Here is a 23,537-nt window from a genome sequence, read left to right on the forward strand (position 1 = left end):
CCTTGAAGACTTTTTCAAAAGGTATAACAGCAGTGGCATTAACGGGATCATTACTTTTAACTCCTATTTCAAGTTATGCGGCAAATGATGATATTACAGGACATATGTTTGAGACGAATATGCGCTCACTTATTACTAAAGGAGTTTTAATGGGGTATGGGGACAATGTATATGCGCCTGATAAATTAGTAACAAGAGCAGAGTTTGCTACATTCATAGCAAGGGCTTTAAATTTACCGAAAGCTGATTCGAATTTCGAGGATGTGCCGAAGACTTACGGTTTATATGATGGTGTAAGTAGAGCATATGGAGCGAAAATTATTAATGGTCGTACGAACGAGACATTCTCACCAAATGATGTGATTACACGTGAAGAAATGTCGATCATGGTAAAGCGAGCGTTAGACTATAAAAATATTAAAGTAGCTGTAAGTCCGCTTACCTTTACTGACAAAGATAGTATTAACTATAAAGAGCATGTGCAAGTTATGGTGGCTACTCAAATTATTAAAGGGTATCCAGAAGATAATACATTTAGACCACATTTATCAGCTACAAGAGGGATGGCTTCAGCTATGTTGGATCGCATGCTTCAGACGATTGAAAAAAACGGAAATACCAATCCTGTAGAAACTAAGAAATATGTTGTGACAAATGTAAGAGAAAACGGAACAGAGCAAGAAGTAGAGCGCTATAATACGTATAAAGAAGCGGTTACGGCTGCTCAAAATAAAGGTATGAATGCGGTAAAATATGAGAACGAATTTTTATGGATTAAAGATGGTTTTGCAAGTGCGAAAAGAATAACTGGGCAAAACATCATTAATATTTATGATGAGAATTTAGCAACAGTATATACGTATATTCAGTATGGAACAGAATTGAAAGTGTTAGAAGTTGGCGAAGATCGTGTGAAAGTTCAACTTTCTGGTTTGACAGGTTATGTGAAGAAGAATGAAATCACTTTAATTCCTACAAATGAAATGAAACAGTCGTCTTATTATGTGAAATCAGATGGATATTTATACCATAAATATTATACATATAATACAAGTTCACCTGGATATACAGAATTTAGATATGGTGTGGCACCTTCTTTCATGAAGCAAGGACAGCAAATGTATAGTGTAGATGGAAAGACATTCGGAGACGAAACTTTCTATCAATATTTCAATTATTTATCATTACGTTCGAAAACAGATTATACAGCTGAACAACTAGATAGTTATGTGAAATCGATTAAGCCAGACTCTCCATTAATTGGTTTAGGAAAGAAATTTAAAGAAGTAGAAAGCAAGTATAATGTAAATGCATTATTCTTATATTCATTAGCAATTCATGAAAGTTATTATGGAACAAGCGCTCTTGCAAAAGACAAAAATAATTTATTTGGTTTAAAAGCAACAGACGATAGCCCATATGGTAACGGGGAAGCATTTAATTCAAAAGAAGATTGTATTGAACATGCAGCAAAATTATACATGAATGAAGGATATTTAAATCCAGGACATTGGCGTTATACAGCAACATATACAGGTGATAAAGCTGCTGGTTTAAATGCGAAATATGCATCTGATGCGAACTGGGGTAAAAAAGTAGCGGGGCATATGAACCGTTTTGATTCTTATTTAGGTAAAAAAGAATACAACAAGTACAAACTTGCACGTGTGATGAATAACGTGGAAGTGAAAAAGAATCCTAGTATATCAAATGAGCGACTGTATCGTTTAAATACAAATGTAGTTGTCACAGTTACTGGTGAAGAAATAATAAATGGAAAAGCGTGGGTTAAAGTTATTTCAGATAATCCTACTGTAACAGAAGCGTATATTGCAAAAGAAAGCTTAGAATACGTAAAACATTAATTAAATAAAAAAGAAGGTGCTACTAATATTTCGTAGCACCTTCTTTCTATTCAATTTTAAAATCAACAATGATATAAGCGAGAATAACAACGAAGAAAATACTAACGGCTGGCGCTGTTAATACGTGGCCAGACATAAAGCCAATGCCAAGTGATAGAATGAGTGTGCTCGCTAATAGCATATACTTTACGGTCATGATTTTCTTAAAGTTTGTGATCATGCGGATGAATAATTTAATACCAAAGTATAGAAGTGGTATTAAGTAAATAAGGAAACCGACAATGCCAAATGCGAAAAATAGGTCATGGAAGTCCATTTCAATTAATTTAATTTTATCTGTGTAGTTACCAGCGTAACCCATTCCGAATAGTTTTTGTGAAAGCGGTGCGTCTTTATAGTACTGTTTGTATGTTTTTAAGAATTTGTCGCGATCGCTGTAAATTAAACTTTTTACTTCAGAATCTGTAAGTTCACCTTTTGCATGTTTTTTTGCATCTTCTGGATCTTCTTTAATTACTTTTCCTTCTTTTCGATCTTTTTCTTCTTGTACTGATTTTTTGTATTCGTATATTTGCATGTGAATGCCCATATTTTTTGCGATAGGAGTATGCGGTGTAAGAACAATTAAACCTCCTAGTATAACAGCGGCAACAACGGTATTTACAATATGTGTGAATCCTTTTCCTTCTTTTTTACGATTTATCATGTACTCAATGAATGAGAAGAAAAGTGCTACGCCTAATGTAATAACAATTGCGCCATATCCGACTTTCGTTCCGACCATAATACTTGCATACATCGCAAGTATTGTTGGAATCCAGTAATATATTTTCGAGAAAGAAGTTGTTTTATGAATCGAATATAAGACAATGATTGGGAACATAATGGCGAAAAGAGAACTTAAATCATTTCCAGCGAAGAACCAACCTCTTGAACCGATTTTTGAGTGCGGATAGCTTGGGAAATCCGTTCCAGTTTGCATTGCGACAATCATTGTGATGCTTAAAATTAAAGTTGCATATAAGAAATATGTAATGATTTTATGAAATACATACTCTTTATTTTTTAGCTCTTTAAAGGCGATAATATATCCAAACAGTAGCACAATTGGATATACGCTCTTTAAGATAAATTTAACTTCTTCTCCAAATGAAACTGGAGATTTAACCATCATATTATTTACAAGACCGATTGCGAGTGCGATTCCAAGTAAACATAAATAGAGGATGTACTTTTTCGCATCTTGTTGTTTGTGATGAAGAAGTAGGTATCCTAATGCAAGAAGCATAAAGGCGAAACGGACTACAACTCCAACTGTTGCGCTCATGTGTAGTATATAGATTGAAAAAGATGTTAATAAATCTAAAATTGGTTGAAACACAATGAATAGCAATAGGAAATGTGGGAAGTAGTTATCCGTTTGTTTCAACTTATTAACCATATGTTCCTCCAGTTCTTCATTCCTTTATTACAACACCCAAAATATGGGTATAAAGCCTTTTTTACATAGTAAGGCGAATGAATTTCAATATTTGTTTTTTTATCAAACTTAAGAATACACCATTTCATTGTAATGGTAAATAGATGAAAAGCATGGATAAACCGACTTTAATTTCTATATTTTTCAACGGAATTGTATGTTTTATACGGTATATGTACAAATTGCGAGATTATTAGACAGAAAATTGAGAAAAAAGAAGGATTTTTCAATGGTTTTCTATAATTATATAAGTATAATCTTTATGGAGAAAAGAGGGGTATATATAATGGAAATAACACGTAAAACAGAATCTGTCGTTGTGAAATATGAAGGCCACGTTGCAACGGTTATGGTCAATCGCCCAGAGGTGTTAAATGCGTTAGATGAGCCGACCTTAAAAGAGTTATTACAAAAGTTGAAAGAAGTAGCGGAAAGTTCTGCGCATATCGTTGTGTTATGCGGGAACGGCCGTGGTTTTTCTGCGGGTGGGGATATTAAATCGATGCTTTCAAGTAATGATGAAAGTAAGTTTGATGGTATTATGAATACTATTTCTGAAGTTGTCGTGACGTTATATACGATGCCAAAGCTTGTTATTAGTGCAATTCATGGACCGACTGCAGGTCTTGGGTTAAGTATTGCGTTAACAGCTGATTATGTAATGGCGGATATATCATCTGTTATTGCGATGAACTTTATTGGAATCGCTTTAATTCCAGATGGAGGCGGTCATTTCTTCCTTCAAAAGCGCGTCGGTGAAAATATGACGAAGCAAATTATTTGGGAAGGTAAGAAATTATCAGCGACAGAAGCGCTTGATATCGGCTTAATTGATGAAGTAATCGGCGAAGATTTCCAAACGGCTGTGAAGCAAAAAATTAATGAATGGTCACAAAAACCGATTAAAGCAATGATTCAAACGAAGCAAATTTTATGTGAAGTAAATCGCTCTAATTTAGAGCAAACATTGCAATTAGAAAAGCGTGGTCAATATGCAATGAGACAAACAGCGGATCATAAAGAAGGTATTGCTGCGTTTTTAGAGAAACGTTTACCAGCATTTAAAGGGGAATAAAGTGAAGTGAGGATTTTGTCCATTCCTCACTGATTATTAGCTCGTTAATTCGGGATAAAGGGGAGAAAGTGCTAACACATTTTAGTATAATTGTGTTAGCACTTTTTTTAAGGAGTAATACATGAAGAAAATGATCGGTGTTATCACTATTATTTTGCTTACATATTCTGCTTTGCATAGTACACCATCTTTGGCAGTTCGGACTGCGTTGTTTTTTGAGGGACATCCAAGTGTTGCATTTTCTGACGGGGTGACGAAAGAAAAAGATGTGAAAAAAGAAGCGATTCCAGATGAGTATCAAACTCTATATGGTAAGGACGAAGACTTAGAGCACTATTTCTTTCCACATGTAAGAGCACATGGATCAGGAATTGATATGTTAAGTGCGTGCGTGAAGAAAAAATGGTTTTTCTATAAAGCAGAGCTCGGATGTTATTAAATATAGGAGGATGAATGATGTCAGCATATAACAAGTTAGTAAGAGATCGTGTTCCAGAGAAGATTTTAATGTCTGGAAAAACGTATACAGCACAAAAATTAACAGGTCAAGCATACATACAAGCTTTAGCGAAAATTGGAACGGAAGAAATTCGTGAATTTGCTTCTATGAAAGAACGCGAACATGCACTAGATTCTCTTGCAGATGCGCTAGAGGTTATCATTTCATTAGCGCGTGCAGAAGGTGCATCGATTGAAGATGTGGAACGCCTTCGTAAGCAAAAAGAGATAGAACGCGGTGGATTTGAAAGAGGGATTTATTTATTAGATGTTTCAGAAGAATAGTTTTATAGGAAAAGCATAGCGTTACTGAGTAACGCTATGCTTTCTTGTTGCAATGAAGCTAATAATGAAGAAGATAGCTGTTAATATCCAGCCGATTGTAATAGAAGTAGTAGTATGAATGGCATAAGAGATTTGTAAACAAAATAATGATGCTAAAAACCAAATGAGTGCAATGTGTATATATTTTTTTGATATATTCATATTTCAGGGCTCCTTTTGTATACTAAAAAGAATTTTACTACAATTTAGAAAATTAGGCCATATAAGTAGAGGTTTTCTGGCGAATTTTGTATACTGAATAGTAGAGAAAATGAGGAGGAAACGACAATGGCACACCATACGAAAGAAACGATGGAACTGATTAAGGAGCTTGTCTCTATTCCGAGTCCGTCTGGAAATACAGCAAAAATTATTAATTTCATTGAAAACTATGTCAGTGAGTGGAACGTAGAAACGAAACGTAATAATAAGGGAGCTCTTATTTTAACGGTAAAAGGGAAGAATGATGCGCAGCACCGCTTATTAACGGCACACGTTGATACGTTAGGTGCGATGGTGAAAGAAATTAAGCCTGATGGTCGCCTGAGTCTTTCTATGATTGGTGGATTTCGCTGGAACTCTGTAGAAGGGGAATATTGCGAAATTGAAACATCAAGTGGCAAGACATATACAGGAACGATTTTAATGCATCAAACATCTGTACATGTATATAAAGATGCAGGTGAAGCAAAACGCGATGAGAAAAATATTGAAGTTCGTATTGATGAGCGCGTATTTTCAGCTGATGAAGTACGCGAATTAGGAATTGAAGTAGGAGACTTCGTTTCATTTGATCCGCGTGTTCAAATTACAGAGAGTGGATACATAAAATCCCGTCATTTAGATGACAAAGTAAGTGTTGCGATTTTATTAAAATTAATTAAAAGATTACAAGATGAAAACGTAACATTACCATATACGACGCATTTCTTAATTTCTAATAATGAAGAGATTGGATACGGTGGTAATTCTAACATTCCTGAAGAAACTGTTGAATACTTAGCAGTTGATATGGGAGCGTTAGGTGATGGACAAGCATCTGATGAATATACAGTATCTATTTGTGCAAAAGACTCTAGCGGCCCGTATCATTACGCACTGCGTAAACATTTAGTAGAGCTTGCGAAAACGAATCATATTGAATATAAAGTAGATATTTATCCATACTACGGATCTGATGCATCAGCTGCGATTCGCGCGGGATTTGATGTGAAACATGCTTTAATTGGAGCGGGTATTGATTCTTCTCACGCATTTGAACGTACACATGAAAGTTCTATTGCGCATACAGAAGCATTAGTGTATGCATATGTAATGTCTAATTTAATTGAAGAATAATTTCATAGATAATAGAGAGCTGATTAAAGATATTATTTTTAATCAGCTTTTTATTTGGCAAAGCGATTAGGAGACATGTTCTAATCGCTTTTTAATCCCGCTATTTGTGGGCTGATTAAAGTTTTTTTATATACATTCATTATAAGTTATATATATGCGATTTTTGTTATACGGCCGGAAACGTATTTACTATAGATATATAATGTTATACACTATTGAAAGGAATTAATTAATAGTTAATATTTTTAGTTAGCTTTATTAACAAAATTGTATGAATATGAAGTTTTGAGAGGAGATTTATTTTTCATGAAGTACAAAGCAATAGCCGCAGGTTTATTAGCAGCACATTTACTAGCACATCCAATTAGTAGTTTAGCAGAAACGAAGAAATTTCCTGATGTTTCAGATAGTGCGTGGTCGAAAGACGCAATTTATTATTTAGTAGAGAGAAATGTAATTAACGGTATGCCAGATGGTAACTTTATGCCATACGGAAATTTAACACGTGCCCAGGCAGCAAAGATTATCGCAACAGCAATTGGTGCTAAAGTAGATCCAAATGCAAAGCCGTCTTATAATGATGCAAAAAATAGTTGGGCAGCTTCATTTATTGCAGCCATGGAAAAAGAGAATATTATTAAAGGGCGAGAACCAGGAGTATTTGATCCTGAAGGAAAAGTAACTCGTGCTGAAATGGCAGCTATGCTTGTAAGAGCATATAATCTGAAAAGCAAAGTAACAGGACCAGTTCCTACAAAATTCGCTGATTTAGAGAATCATTGGGGTAAAGAAGAAGTTAATATTTTAGTAGAATTAAAACTTTCTTTAGGTACAGAGAATGGCTGGAAACCGAATGATTCTATTACGCGTGAACAAGCAGCTCAGCTTACTGCGCAAACAGATAAATTTAGCAAGAATAGTGATCGTCCAGTAGAAACAAAGAAAATGTACATAGATAGAAAATTCATTACATATCACGCACCATCATTAAGTTCTGGGATTAGTGCGAATCAGCATAATCCACAAACGGTAGAAATTAAAGAAGAACGAGATGGATGGATCAAAATTGCAACAAGTAACGGTGATAAATGGACACCTTTAGTAGAGAAAACAGAAGTTATTAATGAAGGATTCACTACTTATGCAGAAGCTTCTTCTTCGTCAAAAGTAATGGGAACACATAACGCACAGCAAGTAACTGTTATTGAAGAGAACGGCAGCTGGATTCGTATCCGCATGGGCGCTGGTTTCCAATGGGTTAATAAAAATCAATTAAATCCAGTGAAGCAAGGGAATTTCTTAGAAGGAAAAGCGATTATCATTGATCCAGGTCATGGTGGGGTTGATCCAGGGCATTCTGGTGTGAAAATGGATGAAAGTGCTATTGTATTAGATACATCTTTACGTGTACAAAAACTATTTGAACAAAAGACACCATTTACTGTTTTATTAACACGTAATGATGATACGCGTCCGGGAAATACTCCTGGTGAATCTTTGAAAAAACGTGTAGAATTTGCACAAGAAAATAAAGGTGATATTTTCGTAAGTATTCATGCAAACGGGTTTAATGAACAAGTAGAAGGAACAGAAACGTTCTACTACAGATCGGCAACAAATCCAAACTCAGAAGAAAGCCGTGTACTAGCAGAAAAAGTACAAAAACGTTTAGTACAAGCACTTCAATCAAATGATAGAGGTGTAAAGACAGAAAACTTCTATGTAGTGAAATACAATACAATGCCTGCTATTTTAGCTGAACTAGGTTTCATCGATGCTAAAGGTGAAGGTGAAAAACTAGCTACTGAAGAATGGAGACAACGTGCAGCGGAAGCGATTTATCAAGGCATTTTAGATTACTATGAAGAAATGGGTAACAACGTGTCTTCTTTCCGTTAATAAATAATAAGAGATTGCCATTGGCAGTCTCTTTTATTTATTAACGTTTCTCTTTATTTCCGGCATATGATATCATTTAATTTTATATACAAAAGTATTTGAGTAATTGTAATTAGAACAACTTTAAACGATAGAGGATGATAATAGATTGAATAATCATAGTAAAACACCTGCCTGTATATATACGTATGCATTTCGTGAGGAGGAGCGTGCTTTATGTTACTTGGAAATGCGCTCGTTCTTTGGAATGGAGTCCCACGTTAATATTTTAAAAAGTGATGTCAAAATTGACCCGAGTAGAAGTGCGTTTATGAAAGAGCGAATTGAAGTTATGTATGAAGGGGACGACTTAGAAAGCATTTTAAAACAAGTGGAACAAATTGATTTGGCGGGAGCGACATTTAAAGTTATCTTCGTTAAAATCAATGACCTCGTTGGGGAGAATAAAATTGAATATGGAGAAAGACGTCTTATTGAACGAGACCTTGGCATGCATATTGAAGGAGAAGCGGATGTTCGTAATCCAGAGCGTGTATTCGGGATTGTTCCTCTTGGAGGACGCTGGTACTTCGGGCACTATGTAGAAAGCGAACCAGTTTGGTATCATCACATAAAAAAACCGCATAGTTATTCGACATCTCTTAGCACACGTGTTGCGAGATCAGTTGCAAATATCGCTGTACCAAATCCAGAGGGAGTACGAGCAATTGACCCGTGCTGCGGTATTGGAACAGTAGTAGTAGAAGCACTTTCTATGGGGATTAACATCGTTGGTAGAGATATAAATCCACTTGTAGTTCTTGGAACAAGAAAAAATATCGCACATTTCGGATTTGAAGGAACAGTAACAAAAGGACCAATCGAGGAAATTACTGAGAACTACGACGTTGCCATTATCGATATGCCGTACGACCTATTTACGCATGCCACACCAGAAGACCAGCTCTCCATTCTTTCAAGTGCGCGCCGCATCGCTAAAAAGGTAGTCGTTGTAACGATGGAGACAATGGACGACATGATCCATGAAGCAGGGTTTGAAATTACAGATCGCTGTATTACCAGAAAAGGATCATTTACTAGACAAATTCTTGTTTGTGAATAAGAAAGGAAGGTCACCCGTTTGGGTGACCTTTTTAGTGTAGTTTGATGTGTGATTGATTGGCAGTTTGTAGGCGGCGATAAGTTGATATTGTGATAGGAGAATCTATTACTGTTCTTTTAATTTCTCTTGTTGTGCGATTAATAAATTGCGTAATACGTGTCCGCGGTAACTTTCTAATTTTCGTCCTTCATGATAGCGTACGCCTAATTTTTTTAGTTCAGCTACGTACCAGCCCTTTGTTCCGTAGTACATTGGATCACTTCCTTTTTGCTTTTGAACAGTATATGTTGGGGAGCGAAGTAACTTTACATTGAAAATAATAAGACTGGTTGTATCAAGGGGGCCCCCATAACATAGACTCTGGACAGTGTATAAAAAAATAGACAGTAGTGTATGTTTTTCTAAAAATGCATACAAATTTATACCCTATGCGTTGGCATGATATTTGCAATGAAAAGAGTATCAACGTATAGGGGAGAGATCGAAATGAAGGTTAGTAAAATATATACAACGATTGATGCACACGTAGCTGGGGAGCCGCTTCGAATTATTACGGGCGGAGTGCCAGAAATAAAAGGAGAAACGCAGCTGGAAAGACGCGCCTACTGCATGGAACATTTGGATTACCTTCGTGAAATTCTGATGTATGAACCGAGAGGGCATCACGGAATGTACGGTTGTATCATTACACCGCCAGCAAGTGCACACGCTGATTTTGGTGTGTTATTTATGCACAATGAAGGTTGGAGTACGATGTGTGGTCATGGTATTATCGCTGTTATTACAGTAGGAATTGAAACAGGTATGTTTGAAGTGACAGGTGAGAAACAAAAATTCATTATTGACAGCCCTGCTGGGGAAGTCATTGCGTACGCAACATATAGCGGGAGTGAAGTAGAGTCCGTATCATTTGAAAATGTTCCTTCATTTGTATACAAAAAAGATGTTCCTATTAAAATAGATAGCTATGAGTTTCAAGTAGATATCGCGTTTGGCGGAGCTTTTTATGCTGTTGTAGATAGTAAAGAATTTGGTTTGAAAGTTGATTTCAAAGATTTATCTGCTATTCAAATGTGGGGCGGTAAAATTAAACATTATATAGAGAGCAAAATGGAAGTGAAACATCCACTTGAAGAAGGATTGAAAGGAATATACGGCGTTATTTTCTCAGATGATCCGAAAGAGAAAGATGCAACTTTACGAAATGTAACAATCTTCGCTGACGGACAAGTAGACCGTTCTCCTTGCGGCACAGGAACTTCCGCAAGAATCGCAACTCTTTTTGCAAAAGATGCCCTGCAAAAGGGAGAAATTTTCGTCCATGAATGCATTACTGACGGGAAATTCGAGGGAGAGGTATTGTCCGTAACAGCGGTACATACATACGAAGCTGTCGTTCCGAAAGTAACAGGGAATGCATTTATTACAGGATTTCATCAGTTCGTTGTAGATCCGAGAGATGATTTGAATCGGGGATTTTTGTTAGGATAAAGTGAAACTTTAATCAGTGGAGGGGTTCCCCACTGATTATTAGTTGAACCAATCGGGTTTTTACGGGCAGTTGATCTCCCGTGTAACTTCTTTGTCCAACCAAATTTTTAGATGGGAGTCTTACTGCCCGTTAATACGGGATAGAAGGAGGAGGTGGAAAGATATGCTAGTTATAAGCGCGAACGAACAAAGAAACTTAGTAAATATGAATGAAGTTATTGAATACGCGGCGCTTGCTTTAAAAGAATTTTCCGCAGAAAGAACGATTACACCAATAAGAGGCTCATTACCATTTGCGAACGAGCAAAATACGGCATTAATTATGCCTTCAGTAGCGGAAGGACTTGAGGCACTTGGAGTAAAAATAGTAACGGTAGTCCCGCAAAATAAACAGATAGGAAAGAAAACGATCAATGGGATTGTGATGCTATCAGACTTTCAAGCGGGAGAACCGCTCGCACTTCTAGAAGGATCGTACTTAACGATGATCCGAACGGGCGCCTTATCAGGAGTAGCGACAAAATATTTAGCTCGTCATAACGCAAAAACTTTATGCATTATCGGCACGGGCGAACAAGCGAAAGGAATTGCCGAAGCAATATTTGCGGTTAGAGATATTGAAAAAGTCATCTTATACAATCGCACAGAAGAAAAAGCGTATGCATTTGCGCAATATATACAAGAGAAATTTGGTAAACCTGCTTACGTTTACAAGGATCCAAATGAAGCAGTACGTGAAGCAGACATCATCGTTACAACTACGAACGCAACCACACCAGTCTTCTCAGAAATCTTGCAAAAAGGCGTCCACGTAAACGCCGTCGGCTCATTCAGACCGAGCATGCAAGAACTACCCTCACATGCCATAGCTAAAGCAAACAAAGTAGTAGTCGAATCAAAAGAAGCAGCACTAGACGAAACAGGAGACCTTCAAGTTCCGATAAAAGAAGGTCTATTCAAAGCAAACGCCATTCACGCTGAACTTGGTCAAATTATAAGCGGAGAAAAAGCTGGGCGCGAAAATGATGAAGAGATTACTATTTTCAAATCAGTTGGTTTGGCGGTAGTAGATATTATCGTTGCGAAGTATTTGTATGAGAGAGCGTTGGAGCAAGGGGTAGGGAATAAGATTGAGTTTTGAGACTGCCTTTTGGTGGTCTTTTTTTCAATTCATCAAATGTCATGATAACCTCCTAAATGTGTTTTTTGTCTTTAATCCCATTCTACATTTTCGATCATATAAAATAATCATTTTAGAGGGATTTTCTGTAAGTTGATAGTTTTTTACCTCATTTTATAAGGCTACTTATTCGTGGTCTTTTTATTTTCTCCTCCGCATAAATATAGTTTATTGCAAGAATGCATTAATAGATTACAAACTTTCTACCTTTGCGAAAAAGTTTGACAATACATACGGGTAGTGGTAATTTAAAACCTATAAGAAAACTCGGTATTAATTCCGAGTTTTCTTATAGGTGTAAATAGTCGAGAGGGGTCGAAATATGAAGAAGTTGTTTGTATTACCATTTGTCCTACTATTATTTATTGCATTAGCTGCTTGTTCAGGGGAAAAAGATTCGAAGCAAGCAGGAACTAGTAAATCAGGGACTCCGAAAAGACGGAGGGGCGTTAACGATTGGTGTTAGCGATAATCCAGATACGATGAATCCGCTTTATGCGAATGATCGTGTGTCATTAACTGTGCAGCAAGCTTTATATGCGCCGCTATATCATATGGAAAACGGTAAGAAAAAGTTTGTTCTTGCTGAGAGCTTTACGCCTTCAGAAGATCAATTAACTTGGACACTGAAGTTAAAAGATAATTTGAAATGGCATGATGGTAAGAAAATTACATCAGACGATATAGCATTTACATTCCAATCTATTTTGGATGAAAAGCAAAATAGCTCAAGTCGTGAAAACTTTATTTTTAAAGGAAAGCCGCTTGAGGTGAAAAAGGTAGATGAGTTAACAACTCAATTCGTTTTACCACAAGTAAGCGCATCTTTCGAAGGTGTGATGAATGATTTCTTCCCAATTCCGAAACATGTATTTGAAGGGGAAGCAGATTTAGCGAAGAGTAAGAAAAACTTACAGCCTGTAGGATCAGGGCCGTTTAAGTTTAAAGAGTATAAATCAGATGAGTACGTTGCATTAGATCGATTTGATGATTATGTAGGTGGGAAAGCTAAATTAGACTCTATCGTATACCGAGTTGTAAAAGACCGTAATACAGCAAATGTTTCACTGCAAAATGGTCAAATCAACATGAAGATGATTGAGCCACAAGACTTTAAGAAATTAGATAGCACTGGGAACTTCTCAATGGTGACATTCCCTGAAGGTAGATTATTCTACTTATCTTATAACATGAATACGGAGCTTATGAAGAAAAAAGAAGTGCGCCAAGCAATTGCACATGCGTTAGATAAGAAAGAAATGATTAACTCAGCATTCGTTTCAGGTGAATTTGCAGAACCAGCAAATTCAATCTTAACGCCAGACGCTATGTATTATGCGAAAGATATTAAAGAGTATAAGTATGATAAAAAAGAAGCGAAAGATTTATTAGCAAAAGCTGGCGTGAAAGATAAAGAAAAAGTACGCGTCATGTATGTAACGAATAATAAAATTATGGAAAGCTTAGCGCTTTATACACAACAAAAATTAAAAGAAGTTGGCTTAGAAGTTGAACTAAATGCATTAGATGCTAGTGCAGCAAGTGAAAAAGGCTTAGATAAAGAGAATAAAGAATATGACATTACATTTGGTGGTTACATAATGGGACCTGAGCCAGATTCATATAAGAGCTTATTCTTAAGTAATGCTGAATACAATTATGCACGATATAAAAACGCTGATTTCGATAAGTTATGGGAAGAAGCTGCAGTTGAAACAGATAAAACAAAACGCGCAGAGCTATACCATAAAATTCAAGAGACAGCTAGAGAAGACGTACCTTATCTACCAATCGCGTATCCGAAAGCAGTTATTGCAGTAGATAAAAAGTTTGATGGATTAAAAGAAGCGAAAGCAATTCCTGTCACAATGTTTGAAGATCTATCTAAGATTTATGAAGTGAAATAAGAAACAATAAAGAAGCTGGTGGAAATCAGCTTCTTTAGCTTGAGGGGGGAAGTTTGTGTATAAAGTAATTGCGAAGAGGCTTTTAAATGCAATTCCGCTTTTATTTGTTATTTCTATTATTTCTTTTCTATTAATAAAACTAGCACCGGGGGATCCGGTTCGAAACTTTGTAACGCCAAATATGAGTCCAATTGATGTGGAGCGTATTCGCAAAAGTTTAGGACTAGATCAACCAATTTACGTGCAGTATTTTTTATGGTTAAAAAACATTTTAACAGGAAACTTTGGTTACTCACTTCAAAATCATCGTCCTGTTTTGGAACTTATCACAGAAAGATTACCTGCAACAATTGGATTAATGGGATCATCTTTACTCGTCTCATTCGTAATCGCAATACCGCTTGGACTATTTACAGGTGTGAAAAAGAATTCATTCTTTGACCGCATTGTAAACTTTATTTCATACGTTGGTATTTCTATGCCGGTTTTCTGGTTTGCACTACTATTAGTCTACTTATTCTCTTTAAAATTGAACCTACTTCCGAGTATGGGTATGCGCACCGTAGGTAAAGACTCTGTCTGGGATATTGTGCAACACGGCATTTTACCTTGCATGGTGCTAGCGTTCCAAAACGTATCTGTTTATATGAGATATATTCGTTCAAGTACGATTCAGCAATTAGAAGAAGAATATGTACAAATTCAATATGCGTACGGCGCTTCAAAGAAAACGGTTTTATTTAATCACGTACTTCGAAATGTATTAATACCGATCATTACAATTTTCGGATTATCGATTCCAAGTTTAGTAGGCGGAGCGTTCATTACGGAAACAGTATTTTCATGGCCGGGTCTTGGTTCACTGGGGGTAAATGCTATTTTTAGATTTGATTATCCGATTATCATGGCAATTACATTACTATCATCATTCATGTTAATTCTCGGTAACTTAATTGCTGATATTTTATATGGCGTAGTAGATCCGCGCATTCGAATGAGGGGGTGATTTGGAATGAATAATAGGAGATTTCAAACGATAAAACATAGCTTTACGAAAAATAAGTTTGTTGCAATGGGAGTTATTATACTTGCGGTTTTAACGGTCGCATCAATTTTCGCATTCGTATCGCCGTACGATCCTAGCAAAATGTCGATTCCAGATCGCTTACAAGAACCGAGTATGAGTCATCCTTTCGGAACGGATGATTACGGAAGGGATTACTTAACGAGAGCGTTATATGGCGGACGAGTTTCGCTTGCGGTCGGTTTCCTTGCGATGGTTGTTTCTATTACAATCGGTACTGCAGTTGGAACAATTAGCGGGTATTTTGGCGGAAAGTTAGACAACTTTTTAATGCGAGTTGTTGAAGTGCTTATGTCAATTCCATCATTCTTTTTAATGCTACTATTAAATGCGTATTTAAAACCAGGAATTACGACGCTAGTTCTTATTATCGGATTACTAACATGGATGGACACCGCCCGTATTGTAAGGGCAGAAACGTTATCTGTAAAAGAGCGTGAGTACGTTTTATACGCAAAAGTATCAGGACAAAAGTCACTTATGATTATTGTAAGACATATCATTCCTAACATTTTATCAACCATTATTATCGCCGCGACATTAACGATTGCGACATCAATTTTAATGGAATCATCACTTAGTTTCCTAGGTTTAGGTATTAGAGAACCAGATTCTTCTTGGGGCAGCATGCTAAACAATGCGCAAGGATATATTGGTGAAGCTTGGTATTTAACGCTCTTCCCAGGATTTCTTATCCTTTTAACGGTACTTAGTTTTAACGTAATTGGTGAAGCATTGAAGAAAGCTTTCGCACCAAAAGGAGCCGGACATGAAAACTAAAGTGTTAAGTGAAAGGAGTGAGAAGCGTGTCTGAAAAACTACTAGAAGTGAAAAATTTAAAGACTTCTTTTTTCATAGAAAGTGGCGAAGTTGAAGCGGTCCGCGGCGTTACATTTCGCTTAAATAAAGGAGAAGTAGTCGGTATCGTTGGGGAATCTGGAAGCGGAAAGAGTGTAATGGCGAAGTCTGTTATGTCTCTCGTTATGTCCCCAGGAAAAGTGAAAGAAGGAGAGATTCTTTTTCATAATGAAAACATACTTTCTAAATCTGAAAAAGAATTACGTTCTATTAGAGGAAATCAAATTTCACTTATCTCTCAAGACCCAATGTCAGCGCTGAATCCGGTCGTGAAAATTGGGAAACAAATGATGGAAGTAATTATACGTCATCAAAAAGTGAAAAAGAAAGAAGCAGAGCAAATCGCGATTAACTTGTTAAAACAAGTCGGCCTTTCGTCACCAGAAGAAAGGGTAAAACAATATCCGCATGAACTAAGCGGTGGTATGAAGCAGCGGGTTATGATTGCAATGGCGATGTCTTGTAACCCTGACCTTCTTATTGCTGACGAACCGACGACTGCACTTGATGTAACGATACAAGCACAAATACTAGATTTAATGAAAAACTTAAAGAACGAAACGAATATGGCGTTACTTCTTATTACGCATGACTTAGGAATTGTCGCGCAAAACTGTACGCGCGTCATCGTTATGTATGGCGGGCTTATTATGGAAGAAGGACCTGTACTTGATATTTTCCAAGCGCCGAATCATCCATATACGAAAGGGCTATTAAACTCTCTGCCAAAAATATCGAACGGCGTAAAAGAAAGACTCGCTCCTATTCAAGGTGTAACGCCAAACTTATTAAATCCACCACAAGGTTGCCCATTCGCAGAGCGTTGCCCGCATGCGATGGACATTTGTGAAAAAGAACGTCCGCCATATTTTGAAATTGGAGACGGAAGGCGTTCCATGTGCTGGTTAAATGATAGGGCGGTAGGTGATTCCCATGCATGAAGAAAACTTAATTGAAGTTCGGAACTTAAAAAAGTATTTTCCTATTAAAAAAGGACTATTCGGTAGAAAAACAGAGCAATTAAAAGCAGTCGATGACTTAAGCTTTACAATTAAAAAAGGTGAAACATTCGGGTTAGTAGGAGAATCTGGCTGCGGAAAATCAACGACAGGAAGAAGCATCATTCGTTTACACGACGTCACTTCAGGTAACGTTTTATTCGACGGAAAAGATATCGCAAGTTTAAAGGAAAGTGAACTAAAAGAATATCGAAAAAGAATGCAAATCATTTTTCAAGATCCATACGCATCATTAAACCCGGCAATGAACGTATTCCAAATTATTAGTGAGCCAATGAACATTCATGGATCTTATGAAAAAGAAGAACAAAAAGAAATCATATTAGACCTGCTTAAAAAGGTAGGCTTAAAAGAAGAACATTTATATCGCTACCCGCACGAATTTAGCGGAGGTCAAAGACAGCGCATCAGCATCGCGCGCGCACTATCTGTAAAACCAGACTTTATCCTATGTGACGAACCAATCTCAGCACTCGATGTCTCAGTCCAAGCACAAGTCGTAAACATGCTGCAAGACATCCAAGAAGAAACAGGCGTCACATACTTATTCATCGCACATGACCTATCGATGGTAAGGCACATATCAGACCGCATCGGAGTCATGTACTTAGGAAACATAGTAGAAATTGCCGACAGCGAAGACCTATACACAAAACCGGCACATCCATACACACAAGCACTACTCTCATCCATGCCAGAACCAGATCCAACAAACATAGGAAAAGAACGGATCATCCTAGAGGGAGAAGTACCAAGCCCGCTCAACTCACCGTCCGGCTGCAAATTTAGAACGCGCTGCAAATTCGCCACTGAAAAATGCGCACAGGAAGTACCGAAGATGGTTGAGATTGCGAAAGGGCATGAAGTGGCTTGTCATTTGTTTTAGAGGGAGAGCACTATGGGGACCTGGTGCTTTTTTTTTTGCGTTGGGGTGTGGGATTGGTTGTTAGTTTAGGAGATAACGCGCTCGAAATTTGTCGGTAAATCGATATGTTGTGTCGGTAAATCGATATGTTGTGTCGAAACGTTGATATATTCGGAGTTACGATCGATATAATTGAATAATCGTTGATATATTTTTGTAAAGAGTGGGATTAGTTGTAGATTAATGTAGAAATTTAATGTTTTCGAAAAAAAGAATTGACTTCTATATTAGTTGTAACTAAAATAGTTACATAAAGATGTAATCAATTTAGTTACAACTAATATCTGCTAAAAATATGATTTATATATTTAATTAAGGATGGTGGTCCATACGTTGCCACCCGGTGTAGAAAGTTACTAACATATTCAAATCGATGCATATTCTAAGCTTTAGTATTTTCTGTTACGGGGCAATAAGGTGAAACGTTATCTTTTGTTAAAAACCTTGGTGGATCTTTCTTTGGAAATATTAGTTTTGGGGAAATATAGTAAGGTATCTAAAAAAGAATAAGGTATAAAAAGATGTACTTATATAAACCAAAAATTTAGTTGAGCTGGATAATAAAAAAAAGGTAGGAGATTTAAATGGAGACGAAACAAGATAATCTTATTTACGTATGGGATGCATATTGTGGATGGTGCTATGGTTTTTCAGAAAGTATTAAAGGATTTTACAAAAACCACACTGAAGTACCATTAACGGTTTTATGTGGAGGGTTATTTTTAGATAATTTACCAATGAAAAACTTTTCATATATAGAAGAAGGAAATAAAAGAATTAATCAACTTACAGGTGCTGAATTTGGTCCTTCCTATCAAAAATTGGTGGAGGAAGGGACTTTTAAAATGAATTCGAAAGATGCTGCAATTGGTTTTTCAGCTTTACGCTCATTAGCGCCAGACCGTTTATTAGAATTCACTTCGGCTATGCAAAAAGCGTTTTATTATGAGGGCCAAAGTCTGAGTGATCCTGAAACATATCGTAAAATTGCAATCGAGCATGGTTTGGACCCTGAACAAGTATTAGAACGTTTAAACGCTCAAGAAACAATAATAGATGTCCAAAATGATTTTAATAAAGTTCGACAGCTTGGTGTTAATAGCTATCCTTCCTTACTTTTACAAAAGGATAATCAAATTATTCCTATTGGTGGTGGCGTAATGACGCCGGATAAAATTGAAGCGCGTTTTAAAAATTTATATTAAGAAAATTTAGGATATAGTAGCAAACATGTTATCTTAAGCCACCTGACATTCATCTCCGGAATATTCGCCAGTACTATTACACTTTCAGATGAATGGGAGTGGGAGATTTTATCCCGCTTTAACGGGCAGTAAGACCCCCACCTCAAAATTCAGTGGAAGCAAAGAAGTTAGGTGGGGGATCAACTGTCCGTAAAAGTCCGATTGGTGTGGGCTAATAATCAGTGGGGGATGAACAAAACCCCCACTGATTAAAGTTTCACTTTATCGGAACAAGATAAAAATATGATAATTAGTTTATAACTTTAACAAAAGGAGAATAACATACTATGTTTAAAACAATCGATACAAATCAAAAAGATGTGAAATTAACGGTGTTTAGTTCGGACGAAAAAAGCTTTATGGTCACAGCAACATTAGTTGAGAAAGCAGGACATGCATTTTTAATAAACTCAAAATTTACTCAATCTGATTCGAAAGAAATTGTTGAGTATCTGAAAAAAAACAACTTATCTCTAGATAAAATCTTTATTATTCATGGGGATCCAGACTACTACTTTGGATTAGAGAGCATTAAAGCCGTTTACCCAGAAGCTATAGCGTATGCTACGGAGTCTACTGTTGAACATATCGTTCATTCTGTCTTAGGGAAATTAAAAGTTTGGAAAGACGCCCTTGGAGAAAATGCGCCAAGTAATGTGGTATTACCTCAAGTGTTTAAAGAAAAAGCGATTGATTTTCAGGGGTTAACATTTGAACTAGTAGGCTTAGAACATTACAGAACTAGCTTATTTAATAAAGAGCTGAAAGTATTAATTGGTGGTATTGATGTATTTAACGAAATACATGTATTCTTAGCGGATACTAGCTCAAAAGCGGCGATGGAGGCGTGGATTGAGAACTTGAAAGTGTTACAAGCATTACATGCTGACATAATTGTACCAAGCCATGGATCAATCGAAAAATCTCTAAATAATCAAGCACTTACTGCGACAATGGATTATCTAAGAACTGCGGTTCAAGCTTCTGAGGAAAGTGGAACTTCAAAAGATTTTGTGGCAAAACTTGAAGCAGCATATCCAGACTATGCAAATAAAGGTGTATTAGAATTAAGTGCAAAAGTTGTAACAAAAGAAATGCCTTGGGGTTAATGATATGAATAAATATCAAAAGCTATTACATGAAACGTATGTGTTAACTGGCGAAGGGAAATTGGATGCGTTCAAAACGTATTTAAGTAAAAATGTATCTTGGACAGAAGCTGCTGTGTTTCCATATGCAGGTACTTATATAGGTCCAGATGAAGTAGTGAAAAACGTACATGAACGTCTTGGCACAGAATGGGATGACTATAGCGCTAAAGATGAAATCTATGCTTTTAATAACAATACTGTTATCGTGTATGGAAAATATAGTGGGACATATAAAGCTACAGGGAAATCGTTCATAGCAGATTTTTGTCACCTTTATAAGTTTGATGAGAACGATAAGGTTAAGAAGTTTATTCAAATTGTGGACAGTGCAACTGTTAATGAGGTATTAAGTTAGAATGAATCGTTTCTAATATGCCTTGTATAGGGGGAGGTTAGGATAAATGAAATTCCTAACATTACCCCTGACATTACATTTTTGGGAAGGTTTCTCCTTCTTCAAACTTTTTATAGAAGAAAACTTATTTAAGTAGAAGAGGTAGGTATATATGAAATTAGAGAAAAGTTTAATCATAACAATTATTTCTGTATTTATTTTAGGAGTAGTTTCGACTTTGGTATATCAAGCTTCCACCGGTAATAACAAAGGAAACTCAATAAAGAGCGAGAATGTTGCTTCTGTATCAAAAGAAGTGAAAGAAAATGAAAAGAATAAAAAGATGGTAGTTGATTTCTATAATGAAGTTTTTAACAAACATAATATCGATATTATCCCTAAATATGTTAGCGAAGATTATAAGCAACATAATCCTTTTGTTGCTGATGGACGAAAAGCCTTCATGGATTTCTTTAAGGATGATTTTGTTAAAAATCCTAATTCCTCTGCAGAGATTAAACGTGTAGTAGCTGAAGGGGATACAGTTGCTCTTCATGTACATTCTCGTACTAATTCTCAAGATAAGGGAGTTGCTATAGTGGATATATTTCGTATCAAGGATGGAAAGATTGTTGAACACTGGGATGTAATTCAAGAGATTCCAAGTGAAGCAGCTAATGATAATACGATGTTTTAGATAGAAGATATATTTAATAGTTGTTTAATTGATAGTGCTGTATATAATTTGGAAATTTAGATAATAAGTTATCAAATTTAGAAAATATTTTAAAATAGCATATTAAATGATGGCACAAATTAATACGAAATAGCTCTTTAATAAAAAATCCTACTCATTAAAAAATGAGTAGGATTTTTTATTAAAGAATAGTGCTAATTTTTTGATTCGGCACCATCTAAATTTGGAAACCATGAAAGTATAGGTACTCTATATCCACGTAAAGTAAAATCGTAATTTTTTCCTTCTTTTATGTTTGCTTGCAGATCCACTGAATGAAACTTCATCATAAGAAGGCTATCCTCATTAGAAATAACTTTTTCGGTTCCATTTTTTTGCTCAACCTAGTACAATCTCACCGATATAAAAAAGGACCACCATTACTGGCAGTCCTTTTTTGGTAGTTTTAGAAATTAAATTATAACATATTAATATACAAATTTTAAATATACTTTTCCAAAAGATACTATAAGTTTTTTATAATTCTTGATTTCTAAATTTTCATTGCATAATGAATTTTCTAATAAGTATTAACAACTAACAATAAAATTATCAATCCAATAGATTATTAGAAAAAACTGGTTATCCATATGATTTTTTGGTAAAATATAGATATAATTTAAGAGGGTAAAGTTAATATAGATCAACTAAGTAATGCTAAGAAAATGTTTTATTGCATAAAAAAAGGCTCCATTGCTGGAGCACTCAAAATAAACAAACGAATTAAAACAAGAAACAGACAATTTAACTATATAGATAAAACATAAATAAATCTATATATATGTAAAAATGCATATAAAAACTCTATTTATTGATGCTATAATAGGTTTACTCGATGATTGTTATATTTTTTTATGGTTTTTAAGCAATAAATACCTTCTTAACACCAAGTGTACAAGTAAAAGAAGACATCTTAAGCGATGTCTTCTTTTCTTATATAATAACAACACAATAAAATTAAGATGGTTCAAGTGGGAGGAAGGCACCTTTGGGTGTTTTTTCTTTGTCGAATTTGCCTAATAGGGGCAGCACCACATTGCTATCAAGTTAAAAAATTTTTTTCACCCAAAACAAAAAAACGAGCTGAATTCACATAAATAACTATGGAAGAAAACAAAAACTTGGGATTAAAGAACTTGTGATGTGTGACTATATTGGCTGTTTTTATCCAGAAGGATATATTAATCCTGAGTATACATTTGTATTTAATCATGAGGATATCGAAGAAATTATATTTGTAGGTTTTATAGATGAGGAAGAAGAGGCATTTGTAGGATTGCTTAATTGAATAGGATCTAGAAACAGGTGATCTTCAAATTCCGATAAAACTAGCAATCTCCACGCCGAAATTGGACAAATCCTAAGCAGGGAAAAAACGGACGCGAAAATGATGAAGAGATTACTATTTTCAAATCAGTTAGTTTGGCTGTAGTAGATATTATCGTTGCGAATTATTTGTATGAGAAAGTAGTGGAGCGCGGGATGGGATTGAGTTTTGAGGGACTGCCTTTTGGTGGTCTTTTTTGCATAAAATCTTGTAAAGTAAGAAAAAGTTGAATATTAATATTCTAATATTCAATAGAAAGATAAAATGTTTTAAAGTTCAAAATAATACATTATAATATATTTAGTAAAATTAACCAATTTATATTTTGCTCATTATGTATTAAAGGGGAAATGAAAATGGCTGGACAAATTCGTATGTCACCAGAGGAGCTTAAATCAAAAGCAGCTCAATATGGACAAGGTGCAAATCAAATTGAGGACATTTTAAGTCAACTACAAAATTTACAAAATGAATTAAGAGGAGAATGGGAAGGTCGTGCTTTCGAAGGTTTTGACCAACAGTTCAATCAATTAAAGCCAAAAGTACAAAACTTCGCACAGCTATTACAAGAAATTAATATGCAGCTTAATAAAACTGCAGAGGCTGTTGCTTCTCATGATGAAGAATTATCACGTAATTTCGGTTTGAAATAAAAATTGTCATACTCTATATAACAAGCATTTCAAATGAGCCATACAGC

At 35.7% G+C, this 23,537-nt stretch carries 23 protein-coding genes and 2 pseudogenes; 21 read left to right on the top strand and 4 right to left on the bottom strand.

Annotated features, from left to right (window positions below; all coding sequences use genetic code 11):
• Positions 1-2: 2 nt before the first annotated feature.
• Positions 3-1,865 carry an S-layer homology domain-containing protein gene (locus BC_RS04490; protein ID WP_000847509.1) on the top strand — a complete coding sequence of 621 codons (1,863 nt, stop codon included), beginning with the start codon at positions 3-5 and terminating at the stop codon, positions 1,863-1,865.
• A 46-nt stretch (positions 1,866-1,911) separates the two neighbouring features.
• On the opposite strand, the gene BC_RS04495 is transcribed toward BC_RS04490, so the two are convergent.
• Complete coding sequence (locus BC_RS04495) at positions 1,912-3,306, bottom strand: O-antigen ligase family protein (protein ID WP_000247526.1); 1,395 nt, start codon at positions 3,304-3,306, stop codon at positions 1,912-1,914.
• 301 nt (positions 3,307-3,607) lie between these two features.
• On the opposite strand from BC_RS04495, the gene BC_RS04500 reads away from it, so the two are divergent.
• From BC_RS04500 to BC_RS04510, 3 genes are all read left to right on the top strand, one after another.
• On the top strand, positions 3,608-4,420 hold the full coding sequence (locus BC_RS04500) for an enoyl-CoA hydratase (protein ID WP_002195190.1): 813 nt from the start codon (positions 3,608-3,610) through the stop codon (positions 4,418-4,420).
• Positions 4,421-4,541: 121 nt separating this feature from the next.
• Positions 4,542-4,859 (top strand): hypothetical protein, encoded by a 318-nt coding sequence (locus BC_RS04505; protein ID WP_000738198.1) that lies wholly within the window; start codon positions 4,542-4,544, stop codon positions 4,857-4,859.
• 17 nt (positions 4,860-4,876) lie between these two features.
• A complete protein-coding gene (locus tag BC_RS04510; RefSeq protein ID WP_001277350.1) occupies positions 4,877-5,203 on the top strand; it encodes a nucleoside triphosphate pyrophosphohydrolase in 327 nt (108 codons plus the stop codon).
• A 21-nt stretch (positions 5,204-5,224) separates the two neighbouring features.
• Here BC_RS04510 and BC_RS04515 read toward each other — a convergent pair whose 3' ends face one another.
• Positions 5,225-5,404: a hypothetical protein gene (locus BC_RS04515; protein ID WP_001027085.1), complete on the bottom strand. Its 180-nt coding sequence runs from the start codon at positions 5,402-5,404 to the stop codon at positions 5,225-5,227.
• Positions 5,405-5,530: 126 nt separating this feature from the next.
• On the opposite strand from BC_RS04515, the gene BC_RS04520 reads away from it, so the two are divergent.
• From BC_RS04520 to BC_RS04530, 3 genes are all read left to right on the top strand, one after another.
• Positions 5,531-6,580: a M42 family metallopeptidase gene (locus BC_RS04520; protein ID WP_000930085.1), complete on the top strand. Its 1,050-nt coding sequence runs from the start codon at positions 5,531-5,533 to the stop codon at positions 6,578-6,580.
• Between the two features lie 306 nt (positions 6,581-6,886).
• Positions 6,887-8,479, top strand: coding sequence for an N-acetylmuramoyl-L-alanine amidase (locus BC_RS04525; protein WP_000875317.1), 1,593 nt, complete (start codon positions 6,887-6,889; stop codon positions 8,477-8,479).
• Between the two features lie 148 nt (positions 8,480-8,627).
• Entirely contained in the window at positions 8,628-9,581 is a 954-nt protein-coding gene (locus BC_RS04530; protein ID WP_001059319.1) for a TRM11 family SAM-dependent methyltransferase, read from the top strand.
• 105 nt (positions 9,582-9,686) lie between these two features.
• Here the strand turns inward: BC_RS04530 and BC_RS04535 are convergent, their stop codons facing one another.
• Positions 9,687-9,962 carry a YflJ family protein gene (locus BC_RS04535; RefSeq protein WP_113732248.1) on the bottom strand — a complete coding sequence of 92 codons (276 nt, stop codon included), beginning with the start codon at positions 9,960-9,962 and terminating at the stop codon, positions 9,687-9,689.
• 105 nt (positions 9,963-10,067) lie between these two features.
• Between BC_RS04535 and BC_RS04540 the strand changes: the two genes are divergently transcribed.
• From BC_RS04540 to BC_RS04595, 11 genes and pseudogenes are all read left to right on the top strand, one after another.
• On the top strand, positions 10,068-11,072 hold the full coding sequence (locus tag BC_RS04540) for a proline racemase family protein (RefSeq protein ID WP_000868678.1): 1,005 nt from the start codon (positions 10,068-10,070) through the stop codon (positions 11,070-11,072).
• A 163-nt stretch (positions 11,073-11,235) separates the two neighbouring features.
• Positions 11,236-12,213 (top strand): ornithine cyclodeaminase family protein, encoded by a 978-nt coding sequence (locus tag BC_RS04545; RefSeq protein WP_000960316.1) that lies wholly within the window; start codon positions 11,236-11,238, stop codon positions 12,211-12,213.
• Between the two features lie 361 nt (positions 12,214-12,574).
• Positions 12,575-14,159, top strand: a pseudogene (locus BC_RS04555) (ABC transporter substrate-binding protein).
• A gap of 55 nt (positions 14,160-14,214) precedes the next feature.
• Positions 14,215-15,165 (top strand): ABC transporter permease, encoded by a 951-nt coding sequence (locus BC_RS04560; RefSeq protein ID WP_000278778.1) that lies wholly within the window; start codon positions 14,215-14,217, stop codon positions 15,163-15,165.
• Positions 15,166-15,171: 6 nt separating this feature from the next.
• Positions 15,172-16,023 (top strand): ABC transporter permease, encoded by an 852-nt coding sequence (locus BC_RS04565; protein ID WP_001065285.1) that lies wholly within the window; start codon positions 15,172-15,174, stop codon positions 16,021-16,023.
• Between the two features lie 26 nt (positions 16,024-16,049).
• Entirely contained in the window at positions 16,050-17,042 is a 993-nt protein-coding gene (locus tag BC_RS04570) for an ABC transporter ATP-binding protein (protein ID WP_001291145.1), read from the top strand.
• Positions 17,035-18,006 carry an ABC transporter ATP-binding protein gene (locus BC_RS04575; RefSeq protein WP_000544129.1) on the top strand — a complete coding sequence of 324 codons (972 nt, stop codon included), beginning with the start codon at positions 17,035-17,037 and terminating at the stop codon, positions 18,004-18,006. The genes BC_RS04570 and BC_RS04575 overlap by 8 nt, the downstream gene beginning before the upstream one ends.
• A gap of 623 nt (positions 18,007-18,629) precedes the next feature.
• Positions 18,630-19,250, top strand: a complete 621-nt coding sequence (locus tag BC_RS04580; protein WP_000448622.1) for a DsbA family protein — start codon at positions 18,630-18,632, stop codon at positions 19,248-19,250.
• 326 nt (positions 19,251-19,576) lie between these two features.
• Entirely contained in the window at positions 19,577-20,398 is an 822-nt protein-coding gene (locus tag BC_RS04585) for a hypothetical protein (RefSeq protein ID WP_000477274.1), read from the top strand.
• Between the two features lie 4 nt (positions 20,399-20,402).
• Positions 20,403-20,795 carry a nuclear transport factor 2 family protein gene (locus BC_RS04590; protein WP_001046379.1) on the top strand — a complete coding sequence of 131 codons (393 nt, stop codon included), beginning with the start codon at positions 20,403-20,405 and terminating at the stop codon, positions 20,793-20,795.
• A 151-nt stretch (positions 20,796-20,946) separates the two neighbouring features.
• Positions 20,947-21,471, top strand: coding sequence for a nuclear transport factor 2 family protein (locus BC_RS04595; protein WP_000764211.1), 525 nt, complete (start codon positions 20,947-20,949; stop codon positions 21,469-21,471).
• A gap of 194 nt (positions 21,472-21,665) precedes the next feature.
• Here the strand turns inward: BC_RS04595 and BC_RS28150 are convergent, their stop codons facing one another.
• Positions 21,666-21,797 (bottom strand): hypothetical protein, encoded by a 132-nt coding sequence (locus tag BC_RS28150; RefSeq protein WP_254912410.1) that lies wholly within the window; start codon positions 21,795-21,797, stop codon positions 21,666-21,668.
• A gap of 815 nt (positions 21,798-22,612) precedes the next feature.
• Here BC_RS28150 and BC_RS04600 point away from each other — a divergent pair.
• From BC_RS04600 to BC_RS04610, 3 genes and pseudogenes are all read left to right on the top strand, one after another.
• Positions 22,613-22,798 (top strand): annotated as a pseudogene (locus tag BC_RS04600) (DUF4176 domain-containing protein); the annotation flags it as partial.
• Positions 22,799-22,914: 116 nt separating this feature from the next.
• Positions 22,915-23,067, top strand: a complete 153-nt coding sequence (locus BC_RS04605) for an ornithine cyclodeaminase (RefSeq protein WP_230641402.1) — start codon at positions 22,915-22,917, stop codon at positions 23,065-23,067.
• 126 nt (positions 23,068-23,193) lie between these two features.
• Entirely contained in the window at positions 23,194-23,490 is a 297-nt protein-coding gene (locus BC_RS04610) for a WXG100 family type VII secretion target (protein ID WP_000918587.1), read from the top strand.
• The last annotated feature ends 47 nt before the right edge of the window (positions 23,491-23,537 follow it).

It is taken from the genome of Bacillus cereus ATCC 14579, assembly GCF_000007825.1.
Taxonomy (GTDB): Bacteria; Bacillota; Bacilli; order Bacillales; family Bacillaceae_G; genus Bacillus_A; species Bacillus_A cereus.